The organism is Aurantibrevibacter litoralis, assembly GCF_034651555.1.
GTDB lineage: Bacteria > Bacteroidota > Bacteroidia > Flavobacteriales > Flavobacteriaceae > Aurantibrevibacter > Aurantibrevibacter litoralis.
This window is the reverse complement of sequence record NZ_JAYEEQ010000004.1, coordinates 185,719-204,471: the sequence shown is the minus strand read 5'-3', so window position 1 is coordinate 204,471 and position 18,753 is coordinate 185,719. Positions and strand designations below refer to the sequence as shown.

Annotated in this window: 17 protein-coding genes; 11 read left to right on the top strand and 6 right to left on the bottom strand. The window is 38.9% G+C overall.

Annotated elements, in window-relative coordinates:
• Positions 1-524: 524 nt before the first annotated feature.
• The 3 genes from U1E44_RS05770 to U1E44_RS05760 form a co-directional block, all read right to left on the bottom strand.
• Positions 525-806 carry a hypothetical protein gene (locus U1E44_RS05770; RefSeq protein WP_322930104.1) on the bottom strand — a complete coding sequence of 94 codons (282 nt, stop codon included), beginning with the start codon at positions 804-806 and terminating at the stop codon, positions 525-527.
• Between the two features lie 102 nt (positions 807-908).
• Positions 909-1,457, bottom strand: a complete 549-nt coding sequence (locus U1E44_RS05765) for a hypothetical protein (RefSeq protein WP_322930103.1) — start codon at positions 1,455-1,457, stop codon at positions 909-911.
• Positions 1,458-1,482: 25 nt separating this feature from the next.
• Positions 1,483-2,829, bottom strand: a complete 1,347-nt coding sequence (locus U1E44_RS05760) for a tyrosine-type recombinase/integrase (RefSeq protein ID WP_322930102.1) — start codon at positions 2,827-2,829, stop codon at positions 1,483-1,485.
• A 671-nt stretch (positions 2,830-3,500) separates the two neighbouring features.
• Here U1E44_RS05760 and U1E44_RS05755 point away from each other — a divergent pair.
• Positions 3,501-4,403: an aldo/keto reductase gene (locus tag U1E44_RS05755; RefSeq protein ID WP_322930101.1), complete on the top strand. Its 903-nt coding sequence runs from the start codon at positions 3,501-3,503 to the stop codon at positions 4,401-4,403.
• Between the two features lie 30 nt (positions 4,404-4,433).
• Positions 4,434-5,741, top strand: a complete 1,308-nt coding sequence (locus U1E44_RS05750; RefSeq protein WP_322930100.1) for an ADP-ribosylglycohydrolase family protein — start codon at positions 4,434-4,436, stop codon at positions 5,739-5,741.
• Positions 5,742-5,793: 52 nt separating this feature from the next.
• Here the strand turns inward: U1E44_RS05750 and U1E44_RS05745 are convergent, their stop codons facing one another.
• On the bottom strand, positions 5,794-7,269 hold the full coding sequence (locus U1E44_RS05745) for a glycoside hydrolase family 32 protein (protein WP_322930099.1): 1,476 nt from the start codon (positions 7,267-7,269) through the stop codon (positions 5,794-5,796).
• A gap of 266 nt (positions 7,270-7,535) precedes the next feature.
• On the opposite strand from U1E44_RS05745, the gene U1E44_RS05740 reads away from it, so the two are divergent.
• The 5 genes from U1E44_RS05740 (at position 7,536) to U1E44_RS05720 (ending at position 11,096) form a co-directional block, all read left to right on the top strand.
• Complete coding sequence (locus U1E44_RS05740; protein ID WP_322930098.1) at positions 7,536-8,033, top strand: rhodanese-like domain-containing protein; 498 nt, start codon at positions 7,536-7,538, stop codon at positions 8,031-8,033.
• 19 nt (positions 8,034-8,052) lie between these two features.
• Complete coding sequence (locus tag U1E44_RS05735; protein WP_322930097.1) at positions 8,053-8,667, top strand: TIGR04282 family arsenosugar biosynthesis glycosyltransferase; 615 nt, start codon at positions 8,053-8,055, stop codon at positions 8,665-8,667.
• A complete protein-coding gene (locus U1E44_RS05730; RefSeq protein ID WP_322930096.1) occupies positions 8,667-9,482 on the top strand; it encodes a purine-nucleoside phosphorylase in 816 nt (271 codons plus the stop codon). Before U1E44_RS05735 ends, U1E44_RS05730 begins: the two co-directional genes overlap by 1 nt.
• A gap of 164 nt (positions 9,483-9,646) precedes the next feature.
• Positions 9,647-10,402, top strand: coding sequence for a DUF547 domain-containing protein (locus U1E44_RS05725; RefSeq protein WP_322930095.1), 756 nt, complete (start codon positions 9,647-9,649; stop codon positions 10,400-10,402).
• Positions 10,389-11,096: a TIGR04283 family arsenosugar biosynthesis glycosyltransferase gene (locus tag U1E44_RS05720; RefSeq protein WP_322930094.1), complete on the top strand. Its 708-nt coding sequence runs from the start codon at positions 10,389-10,391 to the stop codon at positions 11,094-11,096. Before U1E44_RS05725 ends, U1E44_RS05720 begins: the two co-directional genes overlap by 14 nt.
• Before the next feature lie 20 nt (positions 11,097-11,116).
• Here the strand turns inward: U1E44_RS05720 and U1E44_RS05715 are convergent, their stop codons facing one another.
• Positions 11,117-12,151: an N-acetylmuramoyl-L-alanine amidase family protein gene (locus tag U1E44_RS05715; RefSeq protein ID WP_322930093.1), complete on the bottom strand. Its 1,035-nt coding sequence runs from the start codon at positions 12,149-12,151 to the stop codon at positions 11,117-11,119.
• Between the two features lie 75 nt (positions 12,152-12,226).
• The gene (locus tag U1E44_RS05710; protein ID WP_322930092.1) at positions 12,227-13,228 is read right to left on the bottom strand and encodes a glycoside hydrolase family 113; all 1,002 of its coding nucleotides are present in this window, start codon (positions 13,226-13,228) and stop codon (positions 12,227-12,229) included.
• A gap of 154 nt (positions 13,229-13,382) precedes the next feature.
• On the opposite strand from U1E44_RS05710, the gene U1E44_RS05705 reads away from it, so the two are divergent.
• The 4 genes from U1E44_RS05705 to U1E44_RS05690 all read left to right on the top strand — a co-directional run bounded on the left by U1E44_RS05705 (position 13,383) and on the right by U1E44_RS05690 (position 18,693).
• Positions 13,383-14,729 (top strand): NAD(P)/FAD-dependent oxidoreductase, encoded by a 1,347-nt coding sequence (locus U1E44_RS05705; RefSeq protein ID WP_322930091.1) that lies wholly within the window; start codon positions 13,383-13,385, stop codon positions 14,727-14,729.
• A gap of 147 nt (positions 14,730-14,876) precedes the next feature.
• Positions 14,877-16,457, top strand: coding sequence for a 4Fe-4S binding protein (locus tag U1E44_RS05700; RefSeq protein ID WP_322930090.1), 1,581 nt, complete (start codon positions 14,877-14,879; stop codon positions 16,455-16,457).
• 61 nt (positions 16,458-16,518) lie between these two features.
• Positions 16,519-17,208, top strand: a complete 690-nt coding sequence (locus tag U1E44_RS05695) for a glycosyltransferase family 2 protein (RefSeq protein ID WP_322930089.1) — start codon at positions 16,519-16,521, stop codon at positions 17,206-17,208.
• Positions 17,209-18,693: a glycosyltransferase gene (locus tag U1E44_RS05690; RefSeq protein WP_322930088.1), complete on the top strand. Its 1,485-nt coding sequence runs from the start codon at positions 17,209-17,211 to the stop codon at positions 18,691-18,693.
• The last annotated feature ends 60 nt before the right edge of the window (positions 18,694-18,753 follow it).

Below are 18,753 nucleotides of genomic sequence, written 5' to 3'. Positions count from 1 at the left end.
GTAGCAACTATCAAAAACATCAATTATCAATTGTTCATATTCCGGTATTATCTGAAATAATACCAGTACTTTTTTTTATACCATGGATGCCCGTTCATAATTTCGTTTCTTTCCTTTGATTTTATTGGGTAGCAACTATCAAAAACATCAATTATCAATTGTTCATATTCCGGTATTATCTGAAATAATACCAGTACTTTTTTTTGATTCCCATCAACACCAATAAATTTCAGATCCCCGAAATAAATATTTTCGTACCGGGTAGGAAATAAACCGGTTTCATCTTTGGGGTCATGTGGGTAACAATTACGAAAATATAAACTAGCTCCCCTGGTGTTTGAGTTCTTTCCCTTGAAAGGTTCTATTTCTACAATTAACGCCAGCTCATAGCGATTAGCATTAAGAGTACTGTAAAGATCTAAACGATTGACTAAAACAAATTCGTTAAACGTGTTAGGACATGAGTATTTTAACTCATATATCCATCGTGTAAAGTTGAGGTTTTGAACGGTGGTACACATGGCCTACTTAGTTGAGTTTAACAAAAGTTGTGTTATCTCACTACGTAAATAATACGTCCGGTTCCCAATCTTTCGAGGGGTTAAAATTCTTTTTTTACCCCATTCCCAACGGGTAACGCTACTAATTTTAAGCTCCTTTTCCAGTTCTTTTGCCGTAATGTAGGTGTCGGGTTCTTTAGGGGTGAAATTGCGCTTAAGGTCTGCAATACGTTCATCCAGTATGGATGCAAAGGTTTCTGTTAATTGTTCGGTGGTGGTGTTGTGTACTTGTGTAATGTTTCCCATGATTGACAATGATTTTTAAGATTCATTGCCAAATATCAAAAAGGTTGTATGTTTTAAAACCTCAACTTAACTCGAAAAGAATCGAGCTTTTTTTATATAAAATTATTCTTTCATTATCTGCATTAACCTTTCTTTGTTTTTTTCAAATCGTTTATCGGTGCATTCATCAAAACTTAACCTTTTGAATTTTTTTCCATTCAAATCAAAATTTTCTCTGATATGCGAAAAATAGCGTTCCTGTGAAATAGGCATTGTCTTCAATTCAGTATTAAGAAAATGATAAATTATCGTGTACTTGGTGGTAGAATATTTGTATTCGAAACCATTAGAAAGTTTTTTAAGATTTTCGTTGAATTTCTCTAATCCAATCGGGTCTAATTTGGCAGTAATTCTGTTTCTCAAAAGATCAACATCAATCATAGAGAAACCATTGAAAAGATTTTCATTTTTTAATTTTGTCCAAATACTACTTTTATAACCGGATTCAATAAATTTTTCACTTATCATCTTGTGAATTACATAGTTCCAATCTAGTAAAATAGTATCAATTTGTTTTAGTTCTGAAATGCTCATTTCATCGAGGTATTCAGGAATATCCCTAATATCCCACAAAATAGAAACAAGTTCAGCTCGAGTAAATTTTTTATACACCTTACAAAGTTTTAAATGAACGACTTTAATTAGCTGCCTTTATTACTTTCAAATTTGGGTCTTTAGACTGTTTTAAAGTTTCTTTTTGCCAAAATTCCTGTAGGACAATAGCATTATCTTTCGGGGTTTTGCCAATGTAGGACAATAGCATTTTTTCTGTAGTGTGCCCGGTGGCAGACATAATAACCGGGGTAGGTAATTTACTGTAGTGATTTGTGGCAAACGATCTACGGGCGGTGTGTGTGCTTACTAATTGCCATTTAGGGTATTGGCCAATAATTTTACGTTGAGGTGTTTTAATCTTTTTGCCCCTGGTGTTTGGGTCTGTTATGTAAATAGCTCCTTTACAATTTTGGTTTATCCCTGCCAGTTTACAAACTTGTTTAACCCAATCGTTATATCTTTGGTGGGATATTTTTCTTGGTAACTCCCCTGCATTGGCATCAATAATACTTTGTACCTGCCAATGTACCGGCAGCATAATTTTTTGTTTGGTTTTTTGTGAAGTATATTCTATGAAACCATTATTAAAATTTTCGGTTGTAAGGTTTAACAGATCACTTACCCGGGCGCCAGTCCAAACGCCAATTATTAACCAATTCCGGGCGTTATTTAAATAGGGGGTATTTGATAAGTCAAGATTAAAAATAGTGTCAATCTCATTTTCATTGAGTGTAACAAAATAGGTTTTTTCGTTGGTACTCCTAAAGGCATCGTGTTCAACCTCGGGGTTAGTCTTTATTCCGTATTGTTTGGCACTTTTTAAAATGGTTTTCAGACATTTTACATATGTGCCTATAGTGTTGAGGTTTAATTTTTGCTCTTTATGTAAGAACGGGATAAAGTCATTGTGAAATTTTAAATTAACCTCATCGATTTTAAAGCGTTTTCCTTTACGTTTTTCAAAATCTAGTATCTTATGTAGGGTTGTATGATATTTGCGTACTGTAGGCCATGTTACCCCCGTTGTTCCATTTCTTTGAATACGGTAAGGTAATCCCTCAATAAAGAATTTTGTATAATCGGTTAGATACTTAAAATCAACATCGAGGGGTGAACGCTCAAAAAATTCGTCAATCTGTTTTGTTAACCATTGGCCGTTAATAGTTAAATCATTGTGATTCGCAATAGTAACCAGCTCATTTAACTTTGCCCTAAGTAGTGGTAATTTGCGTCTTAGAGTGTAGTAATTTTTATCCCCTGTTTTTGATTCGGATATTGGAGCTTGTTTTTCCGGATCCCAATGCTTACCAATTATTTTAAATCCAATTGATTTTTTATACTTACCATTTCGGCCATTTTGCAGTAAGACATTTATGGTATATTCCTTTTTTGGATCCTTTTGATTAATAAAAAACTGAATTGTAGCCATATTTAAAGTTTTGAACACTCAAATATAGTTAATCTAAAATTTGGGGGTAACATTTGGGGGTAACATTTTCTTAATTTTAATGAATACTACCTAATTTAAACTAATTACAACTTGGATAGTTATGCTTTGTAAAGTGTTGTATTTATGGGGTTTATGGCAATGTTTTAGGGGATTTGAAAAATAAGTGAATTAAGTAGGTTAGGTTTCTGGAGGCACCACAAAAATCCTTACCCTTATAGGTAGGGATTTTTTGTTTTTAAGTTGCAAACCCAAGAATAACTAGTATTCATAGCCCAGAGTTTAAACCTTGGACTTTGAGGAAATTGATGAAAAACCGAAATCGTTTAAACGATTTGATCATTTCGTAAGGAAATCACCACCTCCATGCCGCCATTCTTTTATTCAAAACGCTGGACTTCGTTGAAAGGGTGAATCTATCAAAGTGAGATTCTCAGATCGGGCAACATAAACTTGAATTTTCCTAAAGATAATTCCAAAGCGGATTTCTTTTTACAAACTTGCATGCCATTTTCCACGTAATACGCAGTTTTGAGATTGATTGCGCATTATTTCCATATGATCGATAAGATTTCTATCTTGTCCTACTTTATAATATAGGGGTACCCCAGCTCCCTATGGATTAGAAATTTTGTAAATAACAACAATATTCAATGAAAAAAATAAGAGGCAATGGCGGTTTAGAACTATCAAACATTGTACATGGGCATTGGCGGTTAGCCGAATGGAATCTAAGCGATCGGGAATTATTGCGTTTAACCCAACAAATTATAGATCTGGGTATTACTACTTTTGACCACGCTGATATTTACGGAAACTATAGTTGCGAAACGCTCTTTGGTAATGCGTTGGCTTTAAAAAAGGAGCTTCGAAACCAAATTCAAATTGTAACCAAATGCGGTATCAAATTAATTTCTGACAAATATCCCGCTCGTAAGGTAAAGCACTATGACTACAGTTATGAGCACACCACCGCATCGGTAGAAAACTCTTTAAGGCATTTAAGAACCGATCGCATAGACCTTTTGCTCTTACACAGACCTTCCCCATTTTTTAACCCGGAAGAAGTAGCTAGGGCATTTTCGGAGTTACACAGAAGTGGTAAGGTTTTGCATTTTGGAGTTTCTAATTTTAGCATTGCACAGTTTGTAATGTTGGCAAAGCATATCGACATGCCTCTGGTAACCAATCAAGTGGAGATTTCTCCATTTTGCTTGGAGCATTTTGAAAATGGTAATATGGAATTTTTTTTAAAGGAAAATATAAACCCCATGGCGTGGTCGCCATTGGCCGGTGGAGAAATTGTAGCGCCAAAAAGCGAAAAAGGACATCGCGTGCACCAGATACTTGCGGAAGTAGCTCACGAATTACACGTTGATGGAATAGACAAAATAGCGTATGCTTGGTTGCTAAAACATCCGGCAGGGATACTCCCTATAGTCGGTAGCCAAAAACTGGAACGCACTCAAGCCGCTGCCGAAGCATTGACCATAGACATGAGTCTAGAACAATGGTTTAAAATTTATATCGCTGCAAAAGGGGAAGAACTACCCTAGACCAGCTGTTTGTGACCTAATGAAATGGTGGTGAAAAAAAAACTTACATTTTTAGGGTTGTTGACTTTACTATTCTCTTGTAAGGAAAACAAGCCGGTATTGGAAATAGCTACCCCTGTAAAAACCGGCTATGGCCTTCCTGAAAACAACCTAGCTGATGCGGTGCGTTACGACAAGATCCTTGGTGCTTTGGTAGGTTCGGCTATTGGTGATGCCATGGGAGCTTCTACCGAAATGTGGCACCGAAAGGATATTCAACGGAAATACGGCTATATAACGGGGCTTACGCCTGCAGTGCGCTACCAATCTCCCGAAGGAACTTGGGGTCACAATCTGGATTCTGGTTCTACCACCGACGATACCCGATGGAAAATGCTTTTGATCACTTACTTGGGAAAATATGGAGTTTCTGCCAATGCCGATCATTTTACGACCTTTATAACGGACTATTATAGTTCTCTTATTCCGGACAAAAGGTCTGCACCGGAATTAATGCATCCGGATGTTTTGGATACCCAAATAGAAAAATTGGATTGGATTAAGGAATGGGCTCGAGTGGCATTTGCCTACAAACAAGATGCAAAGGAATATCAAAAGGCTCTTAATCGATTTTATGGTGGCGAAATGGCTTGTGCCGGAATGTTGTACGCCCCTGTTTTTGGCTTGTGTGCTGCCAATGCTGAAACCGCGTACGCAATCGCTTATGATCATGCTATTTTTGATATCGGCTATGCCAAAGATATTTCAGGAATGACTGCTGCCATAACCCAAATGGCTCTGCAATCTGCCGATATGGATAGTATTCTTAATGCAAGCGTATTTGTAGATCCTTATGGATATCAGGATAGCCGTCTGGTGGGTCGCATTGCCTATTCCATTGCTGATAATGCTGAGAAAAATGTAAAGGCGGCTTTAGAGATATTGGACACCCAACACCTATTTAATTCCGATCCTGTGGGGTGGAAGATGCCCAAAGGGTATCCGGGATCTTTAGATGAATGGGTTCGTCAGGAATCTATCTATCGCGCGTTAGAAAAGAATAAAAAAGCCATTCCTTTTCATGCCGGTGAAATTTGGGAAATTGCCTATACGGCATTGGTTTTTGGCGAGGGTGATTTTGAAAAAACGCTTCAGTTTATCGTCAATTACGGTCGGGACAATGATACTGTAGCCGCAGTTGCTGGTATGATTTTGGGTGCCAAAGTAGGCTACGCCAATTTACCAAAGGAGCTGAAAGAAGCAACGCTTCAGGTGAACAGAGAAAATTTAGGCATCGATTTAGAGGTGTTGACCAATACGATTTTGAATCTTTCAGGTAGCACCTATACATCGCCTTGATGGCAGGTCACAAAGCAAAGTACACCTCTTGATTGGTAAACGGTTCCCCATATTACCAAACCCTACTAACCGCACTTACTTCAACATCTCGAAGTAAAATAGCTGCATTTCCTTTGTTTTCTATTTGTAGTTCGGTGTAGGGTTCGTTCGGAAACAGCTGCGAAGTCATAACATACTGTCCGTTATTTATAAAGACTTCTACGGAAGACCAATCCATAATAATGCGAACCTCATAGCTGCCCTCCGGGATATGAGGAACAGGCATTCGCTGTACATTTTTTGCAAAATTTTCCTGAAAATCTACCTTCCCTGATTTGGATCGATCTAGTGTAAATTGTTTGAGTTTGCCATCCATAGTGAGTACCAAAGTTTCTTTTTGGGAATTGGTAAAGCTAATTTGAAAATGTGTGGCCTCGGTGTTGAATTGTACCTGCGACTGATTAAAATTCTTGAGGGTAATCGATGTTGCTGTGGCGGCATCAATGGAAATATCCTTTTGCACATCGGGGGTCAAAATAGTGCGAAACACTTCCAACGGATAGTTTAGCAACTCATACTTTTTCCCTATTTTCTTCAAAGAAAGTTTTCTAGGCAGGGTCATAGCACTACGCCAAGGTGTGGTAGGCGTATCCCTCGCGTAATCCCAATTGCTCATCCATCCAATAAAAATGCGCTCATTATCTGGGGTGTTATTATAGGTTACCCCGGCATAATTATCGGTGCCCCAATCGATCCAGCGGTCTTCGGTTTGCTCCGAGCTAAAGGTTTTTCCATCAAAATCACCAATAAAATATTGGGTGCCACTCCCGCCATTGGGTGCCCCGGGATTGATACTTATGAGCAATACCCATTTTACCTCATCGGTTCCGGCTACTTTTAGCGGAAATAAATCCGGACATTCCCACACCCCGCCATGCGCACCTTGGTTTTTACCAAATTCACTTTCTTTTTTCCAATCTTTTAGGTTAGGAGACTCCCAAATTTGTAAATGGTCGCCGGCTACCAATAGCATGGTCCATGCACGGATTTTATCATTCCAAAACACTTTTGGATCTCTAAAATCTTTCATGCCCTGATGGTTATTAATCACCGGATTGCCGTCATACTTTACCCAAGTATCCCCATTGTCTAAACTATAGGCAATTCCCTGCGTTTGATAATCCGTTTTTCCCGCCTGTTCCTTTTCCATACTGTGATAGGTATAAATCGCTACAATAGGCGGATGTTCTTCTGTGCCAAAACCTGAGGTATTCGTAGCATCTAGCACGGCACTTCCGGAGAAAATGAGACCGTGTTCATCCGGAAATAGGGCAATGGGTTTATGCTCCCAGTGCAGCATATCTGTACTCGTGGCATGCCCCCAATGCATAGGTCCCCAAACCATATCGTCCGGATAATATTGATAAAACAAGTGGTACACCCCATCATTATATAGCAGTCCGTTAGGGTCGTTCATCCATTTTTCCTTGGGGGAAAAGTGAAATTGCGGCCGGTACGGTTCGCTATAGGATTGGTTAGGCACTTCCATTAATTCAGTTTTATCCACCTTGGCTTGCTGTCTGCAAGCGCATAAAACACAAAGGAACAGCAAAAAAAGAGCCTTCGAAAAATAATTGATCATGCCTTGGGATATTTTATTTTTGGGTTACAGATAATGATTTAAGAAACAAATACGCATTGCTTTTCTTGTAAATATACAGCTTTTTGAGTGAAAAAATTGTGGAAGCAGTGGGGCGTATAGGGGTATCAAATTCAAAATAGTATCTTTACCGTTTATTTTATGAAAGCACCTACATGAGACTATTGCTTAAAACCATGTTTGTCGTTTTAACCGCTCCTTTTGGATGTGCCCAAAATTCCATTCCAAAGGCATTGGACATGTACAATGAGCATACGGTACCCTATATTACTACGACCGAACTGGCCAAGACAGAAGTTGAATTTCTGTTAGACACGCGTCAAAAAAAAGAGTACCAAGTAAGTCATTTAAAAAATGCTTTATGGGTTGGGTATGATGAATTTGACCTTACCGAGGTGCGCAACACTATAAAAAACAACGAAACCCCTATTGTAGTATATTGCTCTATTGGAGTACGCTCCGAAGCTATCGGAGAAAAATTGATATCCGCCGGCTATACCAACGTTAAAAACCTCTACGGCGGTATTTTTGAATGGAAAAATAGTGGTTTTCCGGTATACGATTCTGCTGAAAGAGAAACCAATAAGGTACATCCCTATAATCGTATTTGGGGGCGACTCTTAACGAATGCAGACAAATCGTACAAGCCCTAAAAACCTAGTTATCTTTAGAATGAATCCAAAAAAATTACTGCTTATCTTTACCCGTAATCCCGAGTTGGGCAAATGTAAAACGCGCTTGGCGGCAACAGTAGGGGATGCCGCTGCATTGGCCATTTATAAATTTCTCTTGGCACATACCGTAGGGATAACACAAGACCTTAGGCTCACAAAAGCAGTGTACTACTCCGATGCCATTTGGGAAAATGATCTGTGGGATGAAAAAAAGTTCGAAAAAAAACTTCAACATGGAAACGATTTGGGGGAGCGTATGGCTCATGCCTTTAAAGAGGGATTTGATAGCGGTTTTGACCAAATTCTAATCATTGGAAGTGATATGTACGATCTTTGCACATCTGATATTGAAGAAGCTTTTTTAAGGCTAAATCATAGCGATTATGTACTTGGTCCGGCACAGGACGGAGGTTATTATCTTTTAGGGATGAAGACGTACAATTCTCGGCTGTTTCAACATAAAAAATGGGGCACCGAAACGGTCCTTACAGACACCATGAAGGATTTAGAGAACCAAAATGTGTCTCTTTTACCCCAAAAGAATGATATAGATGTCTATGATGATATTAAAGATATTCCAGATTTTAAGCCCTTCCTAAAAAATAAAACATAATGATTGCCAAACAATTAGCTGAATCTGTAGCCTATTTAAAACAAAAGGGGTTTCTTGCTCCTGAAATAGGTATTGTACTTGGTACCGGTTTAGGAAAACTAGCCGATGCCATAGAAAATAGCATAGAGGCTCATTATAATCATATTCCCTTTTTTCCTTTGGCTACGGTTGAATTTCATTCCGGAAAACTGATTTACGGAACGTTCCAAGGAAAAAAAGTAGTAGTCATGCAAGGAAGGTTTCATTTTTATGAGGGCTATGATTTGTTTGATGTAACTTATCCCATACGGGTTATGCATGGTTTGGGGATTAAAAAATTATTTATTTCTAATGCGGCAGGTGCTATTAATCTAGCCTATAAAAAGGGAGATATCATGCTTTTGGAAGATCATATTAATCTCCAAGGTAATTCGCCATTGGCTTTCAAAAATGTAGCCGAATTTGGTGATCGATTTGTAGACATGGGTAACCCCTACGACAGGGATATGGGTAATCTGCTTATGCACATTGCCAAAAAAGAGGCTATTACAATTCACAAAGGCGTATATGCAGCAGTAGTAGGCCCCCAATTAGAAACCAGAGCCGAATACCGAATGTTAAAAATACTAGGGGCCGATGCGGTTGGTATGAGCACGGTACCCGAAGTTATTGTGGCCAATCACCTACGTTTGCCGGTAGTGGCCATTTCTGTGTTAACAGATGAATGCGACCCAGACAACTTGCGCCCTGTAAACATAGCCGAAATTTTAGAAATTGCAGAAAAAACAGAACCCAAAATGGTTTGCTTATTTAGGGAGTTAATCAAGAAAATTTAATGGCTTTTTTTGCGTTATAAGGATAAGTAACGCATGGGTACATGAATGGCGCTCAACACAAAAATGCTACACTGAAATAGTGTTAAATATTCATTTTTATGTAAGCAATGTAAATGACAGCCTACTAAAAGCATCTGATTAAAACCCCTAAATCTTTTGACATCATGTTTAAAATTAATCTTACAACAACGCTTGTATTGTTTGGTATGTTCTTTTTCTTTAAAAACAAAACGATGCCTGTGGATCCTACCCACGGCAGTGCAGAAACCATCCCCATGAAACATAACGCATGGGATACACTTTTGAAAAAATATGTGGATGATGACGGTCAGGTGGATTACGAAGGTTTTAAAAAGGCCTCTAGTGAATTGGATGCCTACCTACATGAACTAGCTGTAAATTACCCATCAAAAAATTGGACAAAAGAAGACCGATTAGCGTACTACATTAATTTGTATAATGCCGGAACCATAAAATTAATAACAGCCAATTATCCCGTTAAAAGTATTAAAGACATTAAAAGACCATGGGATCAAAAATGGTTGCGTATTGGCGATAAAATGTATTCTCTAGGGGATATAGAGCACGAAATATTGCGAAAAATGAACGAACCGCGGATTCATTTTGCCATTAATTGTGCCTCATTCTCTTGCCCAAAGCTTATCAACGAAGCATATAAAGCAGAGCACGTAGACCAACAATTACATATCGCAGCCGTTAATTTTATTAACGACCCCAATAGGAACATTATTTCTACAGAAAAAGCGCAATTATCTGAGATTTTTAAATGGTTTAAGAAGGATTTTACTGAAAATGGATCCTTAACAGATTTTGTAAACCAATATGCCAAAACAACGATCAACAGAAAAACCAAAACAGGATACCTCGATTATGACTGGAGCCTGAATGAAGCAAAGTAAACCATTGACTATTAGCGTTATTATTCCGGTATTGAATGAAGAAGCGTATATCGGCACGTTATTGTCCTATATACAAGAAAACAGTTCTGCCAAACATATTAAAGAAATCATCGTTGTAGATGGGGGCAGCACAGATGCCACCGCAGCGATTGCCAGCGATTATGGTGCTCGGGTAATTACGTCCTCAAAAGGAAGAGCCAAACAATTAAATACAGGAGCAAAGCACGCCCAAGGTGGTGTGCTTTATTTTTTGCACGTAGATACCTTTCCGCCCAAAGATTTTGACCAAACCATTTTAAGTGCGGTAAACGAGGGTCATAAGGCAGGTTGTTTTCAAATGAAATTTGACAGTAAAAGTAGGTTTCTTCGCTTTTTTGCTTGGTTTACCAAGGTAAACCACACCCTTTGTCGCGGTGGCGATCAATCCTTATTCATTACCAGAGCGTTCTTTCAAGCCACAGGTGGCTATAATGAAGCATACCAGATATTTGAAGACAATGAGCTAATTATTCGGATCTATAAAATGACACCCTTCAAAATTTTACCAAGGTATGTACAAACTTCGGCAAGGCGCTATGAAAAAAACGGTGTGGTACGCCTGCAATACCATTTTGGTGTAATTCATTTTAAAAATTGTATTGGCGCAGGGCCGGAACAGTTATATGCGTACTATAAGCGCCATGTTTGGTCTTAACAAAACAATGGCAATCGGGACTATTTCCTTTCAAAATCGAGCAAGATCCCTTCGCTGATCCAATTGGCCAAAGCCTGACGGTTTACCGGGTCTAGAATTCGTTTTTGATCCTTTGTGTTTCGGATATTACCTATTTCGATATACGCTATGGCCGGCTTCGTGTTTTTAATAAGGTACAACCCGCTTCTATCGGCAAATGTACCGTCATAGAGACGATTGGGTTGATGCTGTTTATATTTGTCCTGAAAGGTTTTATGTATGCTCTCTACCAGTTTTTTTCCATGGGTACTCTTTTCATGATGATAAAAAAACACATCAATGTTCTTGCCTTCGCTTCGGCTGTCTACATGGGTTACAATTAATCGTTGGTATTTCCCCATGTTTTCTTGATACAATCGGTTTACGATGGCTACGCGCTGCTCTAGCCTAGCCAATTGTCCCAAAGGAATATCCAAATTAGGATAGGCTACTTCGTCTCTATCAAGAGCTAAAATGCGATCATCCCGAATGCCGTCATCCGGATCCTGAATAATGATATAAACGGTGGCTCCATGAGACATGAGTTCCTTAGCCAAACGCAAGGTTACGTCATAGGCATATTCATCTTCGGCTATAGTGGTGCCGGCATAAGTCGCTATGGCTCCGGGATCTGGCCCGCCGTGGCCGGAAATAAGATAATATACATTGTTTTTTAATCGCTCACTTACGGCAGTAACCAAAGCGTGTTTTTCTCCAAAAATAGCATGAGATACGCCTGTAGAAAGTTCATTGTGTACCGTAGTTGTACTAAAAGAATCGACCAAATTAAGGTTTTCCACTTGTGGGAGCACATAGGCTTTACCCTCTAAAAGGGTGAGATCTTCCTTTAAGTCGGCTTCATTTAAGGCTATAAAATTATGATAATGTTGCGCAGGGCTTAAGCCAAATTTTCGTAAAATGGAATAGATTCCATCCCCTTTTTCCGCCACTATGGTTTGTAAGCTATCTTGCCCCTGCATGGGTGTTAAAATGGCAAGAATTAGCACAGTACCTATTATTTTTATTCGAAATAGCACGATAAATATCCTTTTTGAAACAAAGGTTATCAAAAAAGCATTCAAAAAACAAATGATTATGAGGAAATCAGAACACTAGTGCTGTTGGTAAAATGATCGCAGCACATGCTCTGCCGGTTTATTCTGTGGCGTAAACTGGTTGTCTTGTGCACCACCAGACTTGGCGTGATTTATAAACCATTTCCAAACAAATCCACCCGCAAACCAATCTTCGCTCCAAAACTCTTCTAATAGTGCTCTAGTAGCATTGGCTTGTCCTTCGAGGTTTATGGAGGTAATTTCTCGATCGGCTACCCATGGTTTTAAGGTGGTATAATCGGAACTTCGATATCCGTATTCTGTAAACAAAATAGGTCTACCTACTTTTTTTGATAAACTTGCTATTTCGGTTTTGTGCGACTTCCATTCGGCTCGAAGGCGTTCCAAGGTGGGCGTTTTCTCATCCGAAAGTGGAAAGTAGGCATCAATACCAATATAATCGAGTTCGTTCCAAAACGGTGTTTTGGCAAACTCATCCCAATTTGCAGCATACGTTAATTTACCTTTATATGCCGTCTTTATTTTTACAATGAGTTGCTTCCAAAAATCGGGTCTGTGGTGTATAAATTGAGCGAGTTCGGTACCTATGCAGAACATAGGCACCTGTGTTTCAGCGGCCAAGGTAGCATAATTGAGAATGAATTTTTCATAAGACGCTTCTAAGGCTTGCCATTGCGGCTCGGAAGCCATTTTAAGGTTGCCCGTAAATGCCCCTCGGGCTATCCAAATTTGAGGTTTCAGCATCACCTTAATGCCATTGCTCTTTAACAGTTCTATATATTGTTTAGAGCCGTTTCTAGTTTCGCCAAACCACTGCCGTTCTGTATCAAAAATAATTTCCGGCGAGTCCATGTCACGAATAAATCCAAAAGGCATAACAGCTGCATAATTGGCACTTAATTTAAGTAATTCTTCGGCGTGTTCTTGGGCTGCACTTTCTCGCGAAGCCACAAAACTGACGCCATTCACCTTTTCTGTAACCTGGCTATTGCACGCTACTTGTAAAACAACTAAAAAAAGAAATCCTAATTTTTTCATCAAAAACAATGGTATTTTAACCTTCGAAGGTACTCAATTTTGTTTCATTTTGTTTTCTAAAGAGATTTATTTAAAATTAATCTAAATTGAACCGTCCTTTTAAGTTCTTATCTTTATACCGACCTAATTAGTGCAACCTAATTAATTTTTATTTGTGGAACATATTGTAATTATTGGTAACGGAATTGCTGGCGTTACTGCTGCAAGGCATATCCGAAAAAACTCGGACAAAAAAATAACTATTATCGCTGCTGAAACGCCCTATTTCTTCTCGAGAACGGCCTTAATGTATGTGTATATGGGGCATATGAAGTTTGAACATACACAACCCTATGAAAATTGGTTTTGGAAGAAAAACAGAATAGATCTGGTTCACGATTTTGTAACTCAGGTAATGCCCGAAAGTAAAACGGTGCTTTTAAAAAAAGGAAATGCCATTACCTACGATAAATTGGTGATCGCTACCGGTTCTAAACCCAATAAGTTTGGTTGGCCCGGACAAGATTTGGATGGGGTACAAGGATTGTATTCTAAACAAGATTTGGATAATTTAGAGAAGAATGCGCCCAATAATAAAGTGTGCCAACGCGCTGTAATTGTGGGCGGCGGTCTTATCGGCATAGAAATGGCCGAGATGTTACGGAGTCGTAAAATACCGGTTACCTTTTTGGTGCGCGAAGAAAGTTTTTGGAACGGCGTACTACCAAATGGGGAATCGCAAATGATTAATGAACACATCGTAGAACATCACATTGATCTTCGATTGGGGACTAACCTTGTAGAGATTCTGTCTGATGAAAAAGGCAGGGCAAAAGCTGTAACCACAGACAAAGGTGATACTATTGCGTGCAATGTGGTCGGACTCACGGCAGGTGTTTCGCCAAATATCGACTTTTTAAAGGATTCCGGAATTGAAATTGGCAGAGGCGTTAAAGTAAATCGTTTTTTAGAAACTAACATTAAAGATGTATATGCCATAGGCGATTGCGCCGAACAGCACCAAGGTATTGGGCAGCGCAGACCTATAGAGGCCGTTTGGTATACCGGACGCATGATGGGCGAGACTTTGGCGCAGACCCTTTGTGGAAACAAAAGACAGTACAATCCCGGACACTGGTTTAATTCAGCCAAATTTCTCGACATTGAATACCAAACCTATGGTTGGGTTTTTAGCGATCAGGGCAAAGAAAAACACGAAGCTCATTTTCACTGGCGGCATGCTACGGAAAAAATATGTATTACCGTTGCGTACCACGCAGATACCAAACTTTTTTTAGGAATTAACACTTTTGGCATTAGAATGAGACATGAGCTTTTTGATCGTTGGCTTACCGAACAAAGAAAGGTAGACTTTGTAATGGAACACCTTAAGGATGCTAATTTTGACCCTGAATTCTATGCGTCTCAAGAAGACGCTATTCTTTCCAAATACAACACCGAAATGGGAACACACCTTGTTTCAAAGAAAAAAAGTTGGCAACGTATTTTTAGTAAAGTGTAGCATAAGGTGCAACGTAATTAGTTCAATAGTTGAAATTCGAAGAAATTTCGCATTACATGAAACGAGCCAGAATAAAAAGCGCAACGCACAAGAGAATGATAATTGGCGAGTTTCATTTAACCACTAAAAAGGAATAAAATTAAACACATGAAAACAATTAAGCAAACAGGTCTTATCATCTTTCTAATAGGCCTTGCCCTATTTATTCTTCTTCCTGTTTTGGGTACTTTTCAACTTTCATCAGCATCCGCAACCTCAATTCTTCAGGATAAGGGAATAAAGAGTCCTATTTTTTCTGAGGAAATTGAAACCCATATTGTGGGACAGGAGTTTCAGGGAATGATGGCCTTGTCCCCTAAAATTGCTGCTGCATTGGAGACGGCTAATTCCCAACATCGAAAAAATAAGGAATATGACAAGGTGATCTATGCCAATGCGCATGACTTGGCGCTTACTGTAGGCAAAGCATCGGGTGTCGGATTTATTGCCGAAAATAAGGGCCTTATGTGGTTGCTCACTTTTGGTTTTGGTATCTTAGGATCGCTCATGTTTATTCTGCCCAATGTTATTTTGCTGGGTAAAAAAGGTATTAAGAACGATGGTATTTATCATGAAACGGCCACCAATAGAGGTTGGATTGCGTGGTTGGTTTTTATCTTTCTTGTTTCTTTTTACCTCATCCTTTATTTTAAAGCAGAATATGCGGTTAACTGGACGTACTTGGTAGATCCTATTAGCGAGGCTCTTAGCGGAAATCCTGCCGGGCATTGGTTTGTATATGGTTTTATGTATTGTGTGGTAATGACCGTTATGGCCGTGCGGATGTACATTAAATATCGCCATAACATGTACCAAATAATACGCACCACCTCAGTGTTGTTTTTTCAGATTGTATTTGCGTTTCTGATACCTGAAATTATGGTTCGCTTGCAAATGCCCTATTACGATTTTAAAAACGCATTTCCTTTAGACTATGACTTTTTCTTTTCCTGGAACTTAAAAGAATTACTAGCTAGTGGGGGCATCGGAATTTTTATACTGGTATGGGGCATTGCCTTAACACTGATCGTTGTACCCGTAATGGTCTATTTTTTTGGTAAACGATGGTATTGCTCGTGGGTATGTGGTTGTGGAGGCCTGGCCGAAACATTAGGAGATCCCTACCGGCAACATTCCAGCAAATCGCTTTTTTCTTGGAAAGTAGAACGATGGTTAATTCACGGCGTACTGGTTTTTGCAGTGGGCATGACACTAATGACGCTTTACAGCTTCTTTACAGAATCGGGTACGGTATTAGGCATCCGTACGCAAAGTGTACAAAATACCTATAGTTTGGCCATTGGTGCCGTTTTCGCCGGGGTTATTGGTACCGGGTTTTATCCCATTTTTGGCAACAGGGTTTGGTGTAGATTTGGTTGTCCCTTAGCTGCATATTTGGGATTTGTACAACGCTTTAAATCGCGCTTTAGGATTACAACCAATGGAGGACAATGTATTTCCTGTGGAAATTGCTCTACCTACTGCGAACAAGGTATCGATGTACGGGCATACGCGCAAAAAGGAGAAAATATTGTACGCTCTAGTTGTGTAGGCTGCGGCATCTGCTCTGCGGTATGCCCCAGAGGCGTCCTAAAATTGGAAAATGGCCCCTTAAAGGGACGTATAAACCCTACCGATGTTTTATTGGGTAATGATGTAGATTTGATGGAACTGGCAAACAAGAAGTAATTCCGAATAGGTACAGATAGGAAGATAAAACCTTATTTTTGCCGCATACCTTTCATAATACATGTCTATAATCTCAGTGATCATTCCGGCATTTAACGAAGAAGACTCTATACAAAAAGTCATTAAAGCACTTCCCAAAACTGTTTCGGAAATAATAGTTGTCAACAATAATTCTACCGATAAAACAGGTGAAAATGCCCTAAAAGCAGGAGCTACCGTATTAACCGAGGATCAGAAGGGCTACGGTAATGCCTGTCTTTGTGGTATGAATTACATCGCTAAGCAATCCAAAGCACCCGATATTATCGTATTTGTAGATGGAGACTATTCCGATTATCCGGAGGAGCTTTCCAAAATTGTAAAACCTATTTTAGAACAAAACATAGATTTTGTAGTGGGTGCCCGTAGAAAGGAGCTAAGAGAGCCCGGAGCGATGACCCCTCAACAAGTGTTTGGAAATTGGTTAGCTACATGTTTAATGCGCGTGTTTTTTGGAGCAAAATTTACGGACTTAGGGCCATTTAGAGCCATAAAGTACGAAAAGCTCAAAGAATTGGAAATGGAAGACAAAACCTATGGCTGGACTGTAGAGATGCAATTAAAGGTTTTAAGAAAAAAAATGACATATACCGAAGTGCCAGTACGTTATAAAAAAAGAATTGGCGTCTCTAAGGTGTCTGGTACGGTAAAAGGTACTATCTTTGCAGGCATTAAAATTTTAGGTTGGATTTTTAAATATAGCATCAAATAAATGGGACTAGCAATTGTTTACATCATTATAGCCATCTACACTATTTCGTTGTTATTGATCTTTTTTTACAGTCTGGCGCAATTAAACCTTTTAGTAAATTATCTAGGTTACAAAAGACAGATACAAACCGCCCCAAAATTCAATCTTTTAGACCCTAGAGAAATCCCCTTTGTAACCATACAACTACCTATTTACAACGAGGAATATGTGGTAGAACGACTTTTAGAAAACATTGCCAAAATTGAATATCCCTCGAACAAATTGGAAATACAGGTTTTGGACGACTCCACCGACAATTCTGTAAATGATACCGCACAGCGCATTAAATTGCTTCAAGAAAAGGGATTAGATATTACGCACATACGAAGAACCAACCGGGAAGGATTTAAGGCAGGCGCTTTAAAAGAGGGTTTAAAAATTGCCAAAGGAGAGTTTATTGCTATTTTTGATGCCGATTTTCTTCCATCTTCAGATTGGTTAAAGAAGACCGTTATTTATTTTAAAGATACAGAAATAGGAGTGGTGCAAACGCGTTGGGGGCATATCAACAGAGACTATTCTACCTTAACAAGAATACAAGCCTTTGCCTTAGATGCGCACTTTACCTTAGAACAAGTAGGAAGAAACGCCAAAGGCCATTTTATAAATTTTAATGGTACGGCCGGTATTTGGCGTAAAGAATGCATTTTAGATGCCGGTAACTGGGAAGGAGACACCCTTACCGAAGATTTAGATCTTAGCTATCGTGCCCAACTTAAGAATTGGAAATTTAAATATTTGGAAGATGTAGAAACCCCGGCAGAGCTTCCCGTAGTAATCAGTGCAGCCCGTTCACAGCAATTTCGCTGGAATAAAGGAGGTGCTGAAAATTTCAGAAAAACGGTGGTAAGCGTCCTTTTCTCTAAAAATATTTCTTTTAAAACCAAATTTCATGGGGTAATGCACTTGCTAAACAGTTCTATGTTTCTTTGTGTCTTTATTGTAGCATTTTTAAGCATTCCTATGTTGTACATCAAAAACATGTTTCCGCATTTAGGTTGGTTGTTTGATGTTACCAGTTTCTTTATCATCAGTACCATCATTTTATTTGTGTGTTATTGGTTTACCTATAAAAGTATACAAGGCAGTAGTTTTGACAAGTTTGTAGACTACATAAAACTTTTCTTTACCTTTTTCTCCATCGCCTTAGGTTTTTCGCTCCATAATTCCATGGCTGTTTTAGAAGGCCATATGGGCAAACGAAGCGAGTTTGTGCGCACCCCTAAATTTAACATCAATAAGTTAACAGACAGTTGGAAAGGCAATAAGTATTTAACCACAAAACTTTCACCGAACATGATTTTAGAAGCGCTACTTATGATCTATTTCTTATTTGGCATGTATAGCGCAGTACCCTTAAATGATTTTGGTCTGTTTCCCTTCCATTTTATGCTGTTTTTGGGTTTTGGTTTTGTCTTTTTTAAATCCCTTTTCGCTAAGGTCTAAGCATGCGAGCCTATTGGAAACTACATAAAGTTCCAATACTGCTGGCATGGTGTAGCCTCT

Coding starts and splice junctions, on each gene's coding strand:
- U1E44_RS05770 (WP_322930104.1), bottom strand. CDS start 806: ATGGGAAACATTACACAAGTACACAACACCACCACCGAACAATTAACA.
- U1E44_RS05720 (WP_322930094.1), top strand. CDS start 10,389: ATGAAGCAAAGTAAACCATTGACTATTAGCGTTATTATTCCGGTATTG.
- U1E44_RS05710 (WP_322930092.1), bottom strand. CDS start 13,228: ATGAAAAAATTAGGATTTCTTTTTTTAGTTGTTTTACAAGTAGCGTGC.
- U1E44_RS05740 (WP_322930098.1), top strand. CDS start 7,536: ATGAGACTATTGCTTAAAACCATGTTTGTCGTTTTAACCGCTCCTTTT.
- U1E44_RS05745 (WP_322930099.1), bottom strand. CDS start 7,269: ATGGAAGTGCCTAACCAATCCTATAGCGAACCGTACCGGCCGCAATTT.
- U1E44_RS05690 (WP_322930088.1), top strand. CDS start 17,209: ATGGGACTAGCAATTGTTTACATCATTATAGCCATCTACACTATTTCG.
- U1E44_RS05730 (WP_322930096.1), top strand. CDS start 8,667: ATGATTGCCAAACAATTAGCTGAATCTGTAGCCTATTTAAAACAAAAG.
- U1E44_RS05725 (WP_322930095.1), top strand. CDS start 9,647: ATGTTTAAAATTAATCTTACAACAACGCTTGTATTGTTTGGTATGTTC.
- U1E44_RS05700 (WP_322930090.1), top strand. CDS start 14,877: ATGAAAACAATTAAGCAAACAGGTCTTATCATCTTTCTAATAGGCCTT.
- U1E44_RS05755 (WP_322930101.1), top strand. CDS start 3,501: ATGAAAAAAATAAGAGGCAATGGCGGTTTAGAACTATCAAACATTGTA.
- U1E44_RS05735 (WP_322930097.1), top strand. CDS start 8,053: ATGAATCCAAAAAAATTACTGCTTATCTTTACCCGTAATCCCGAGTTG.
- U1E44_RS05760 (WP_322930102.1), bottom strand. CDS start 2,829: ATGGCTACAATTCAGTTTTTTATTAATCAAAAGGATCCAAAAAAGGAA.
- U1E44_RS05695 (WP_322930089.1), top strand. CDS start 16,519: ATGTCTATAATCTCAGTGATCATTCCGGCATTTAACGAAGAAGACTCT.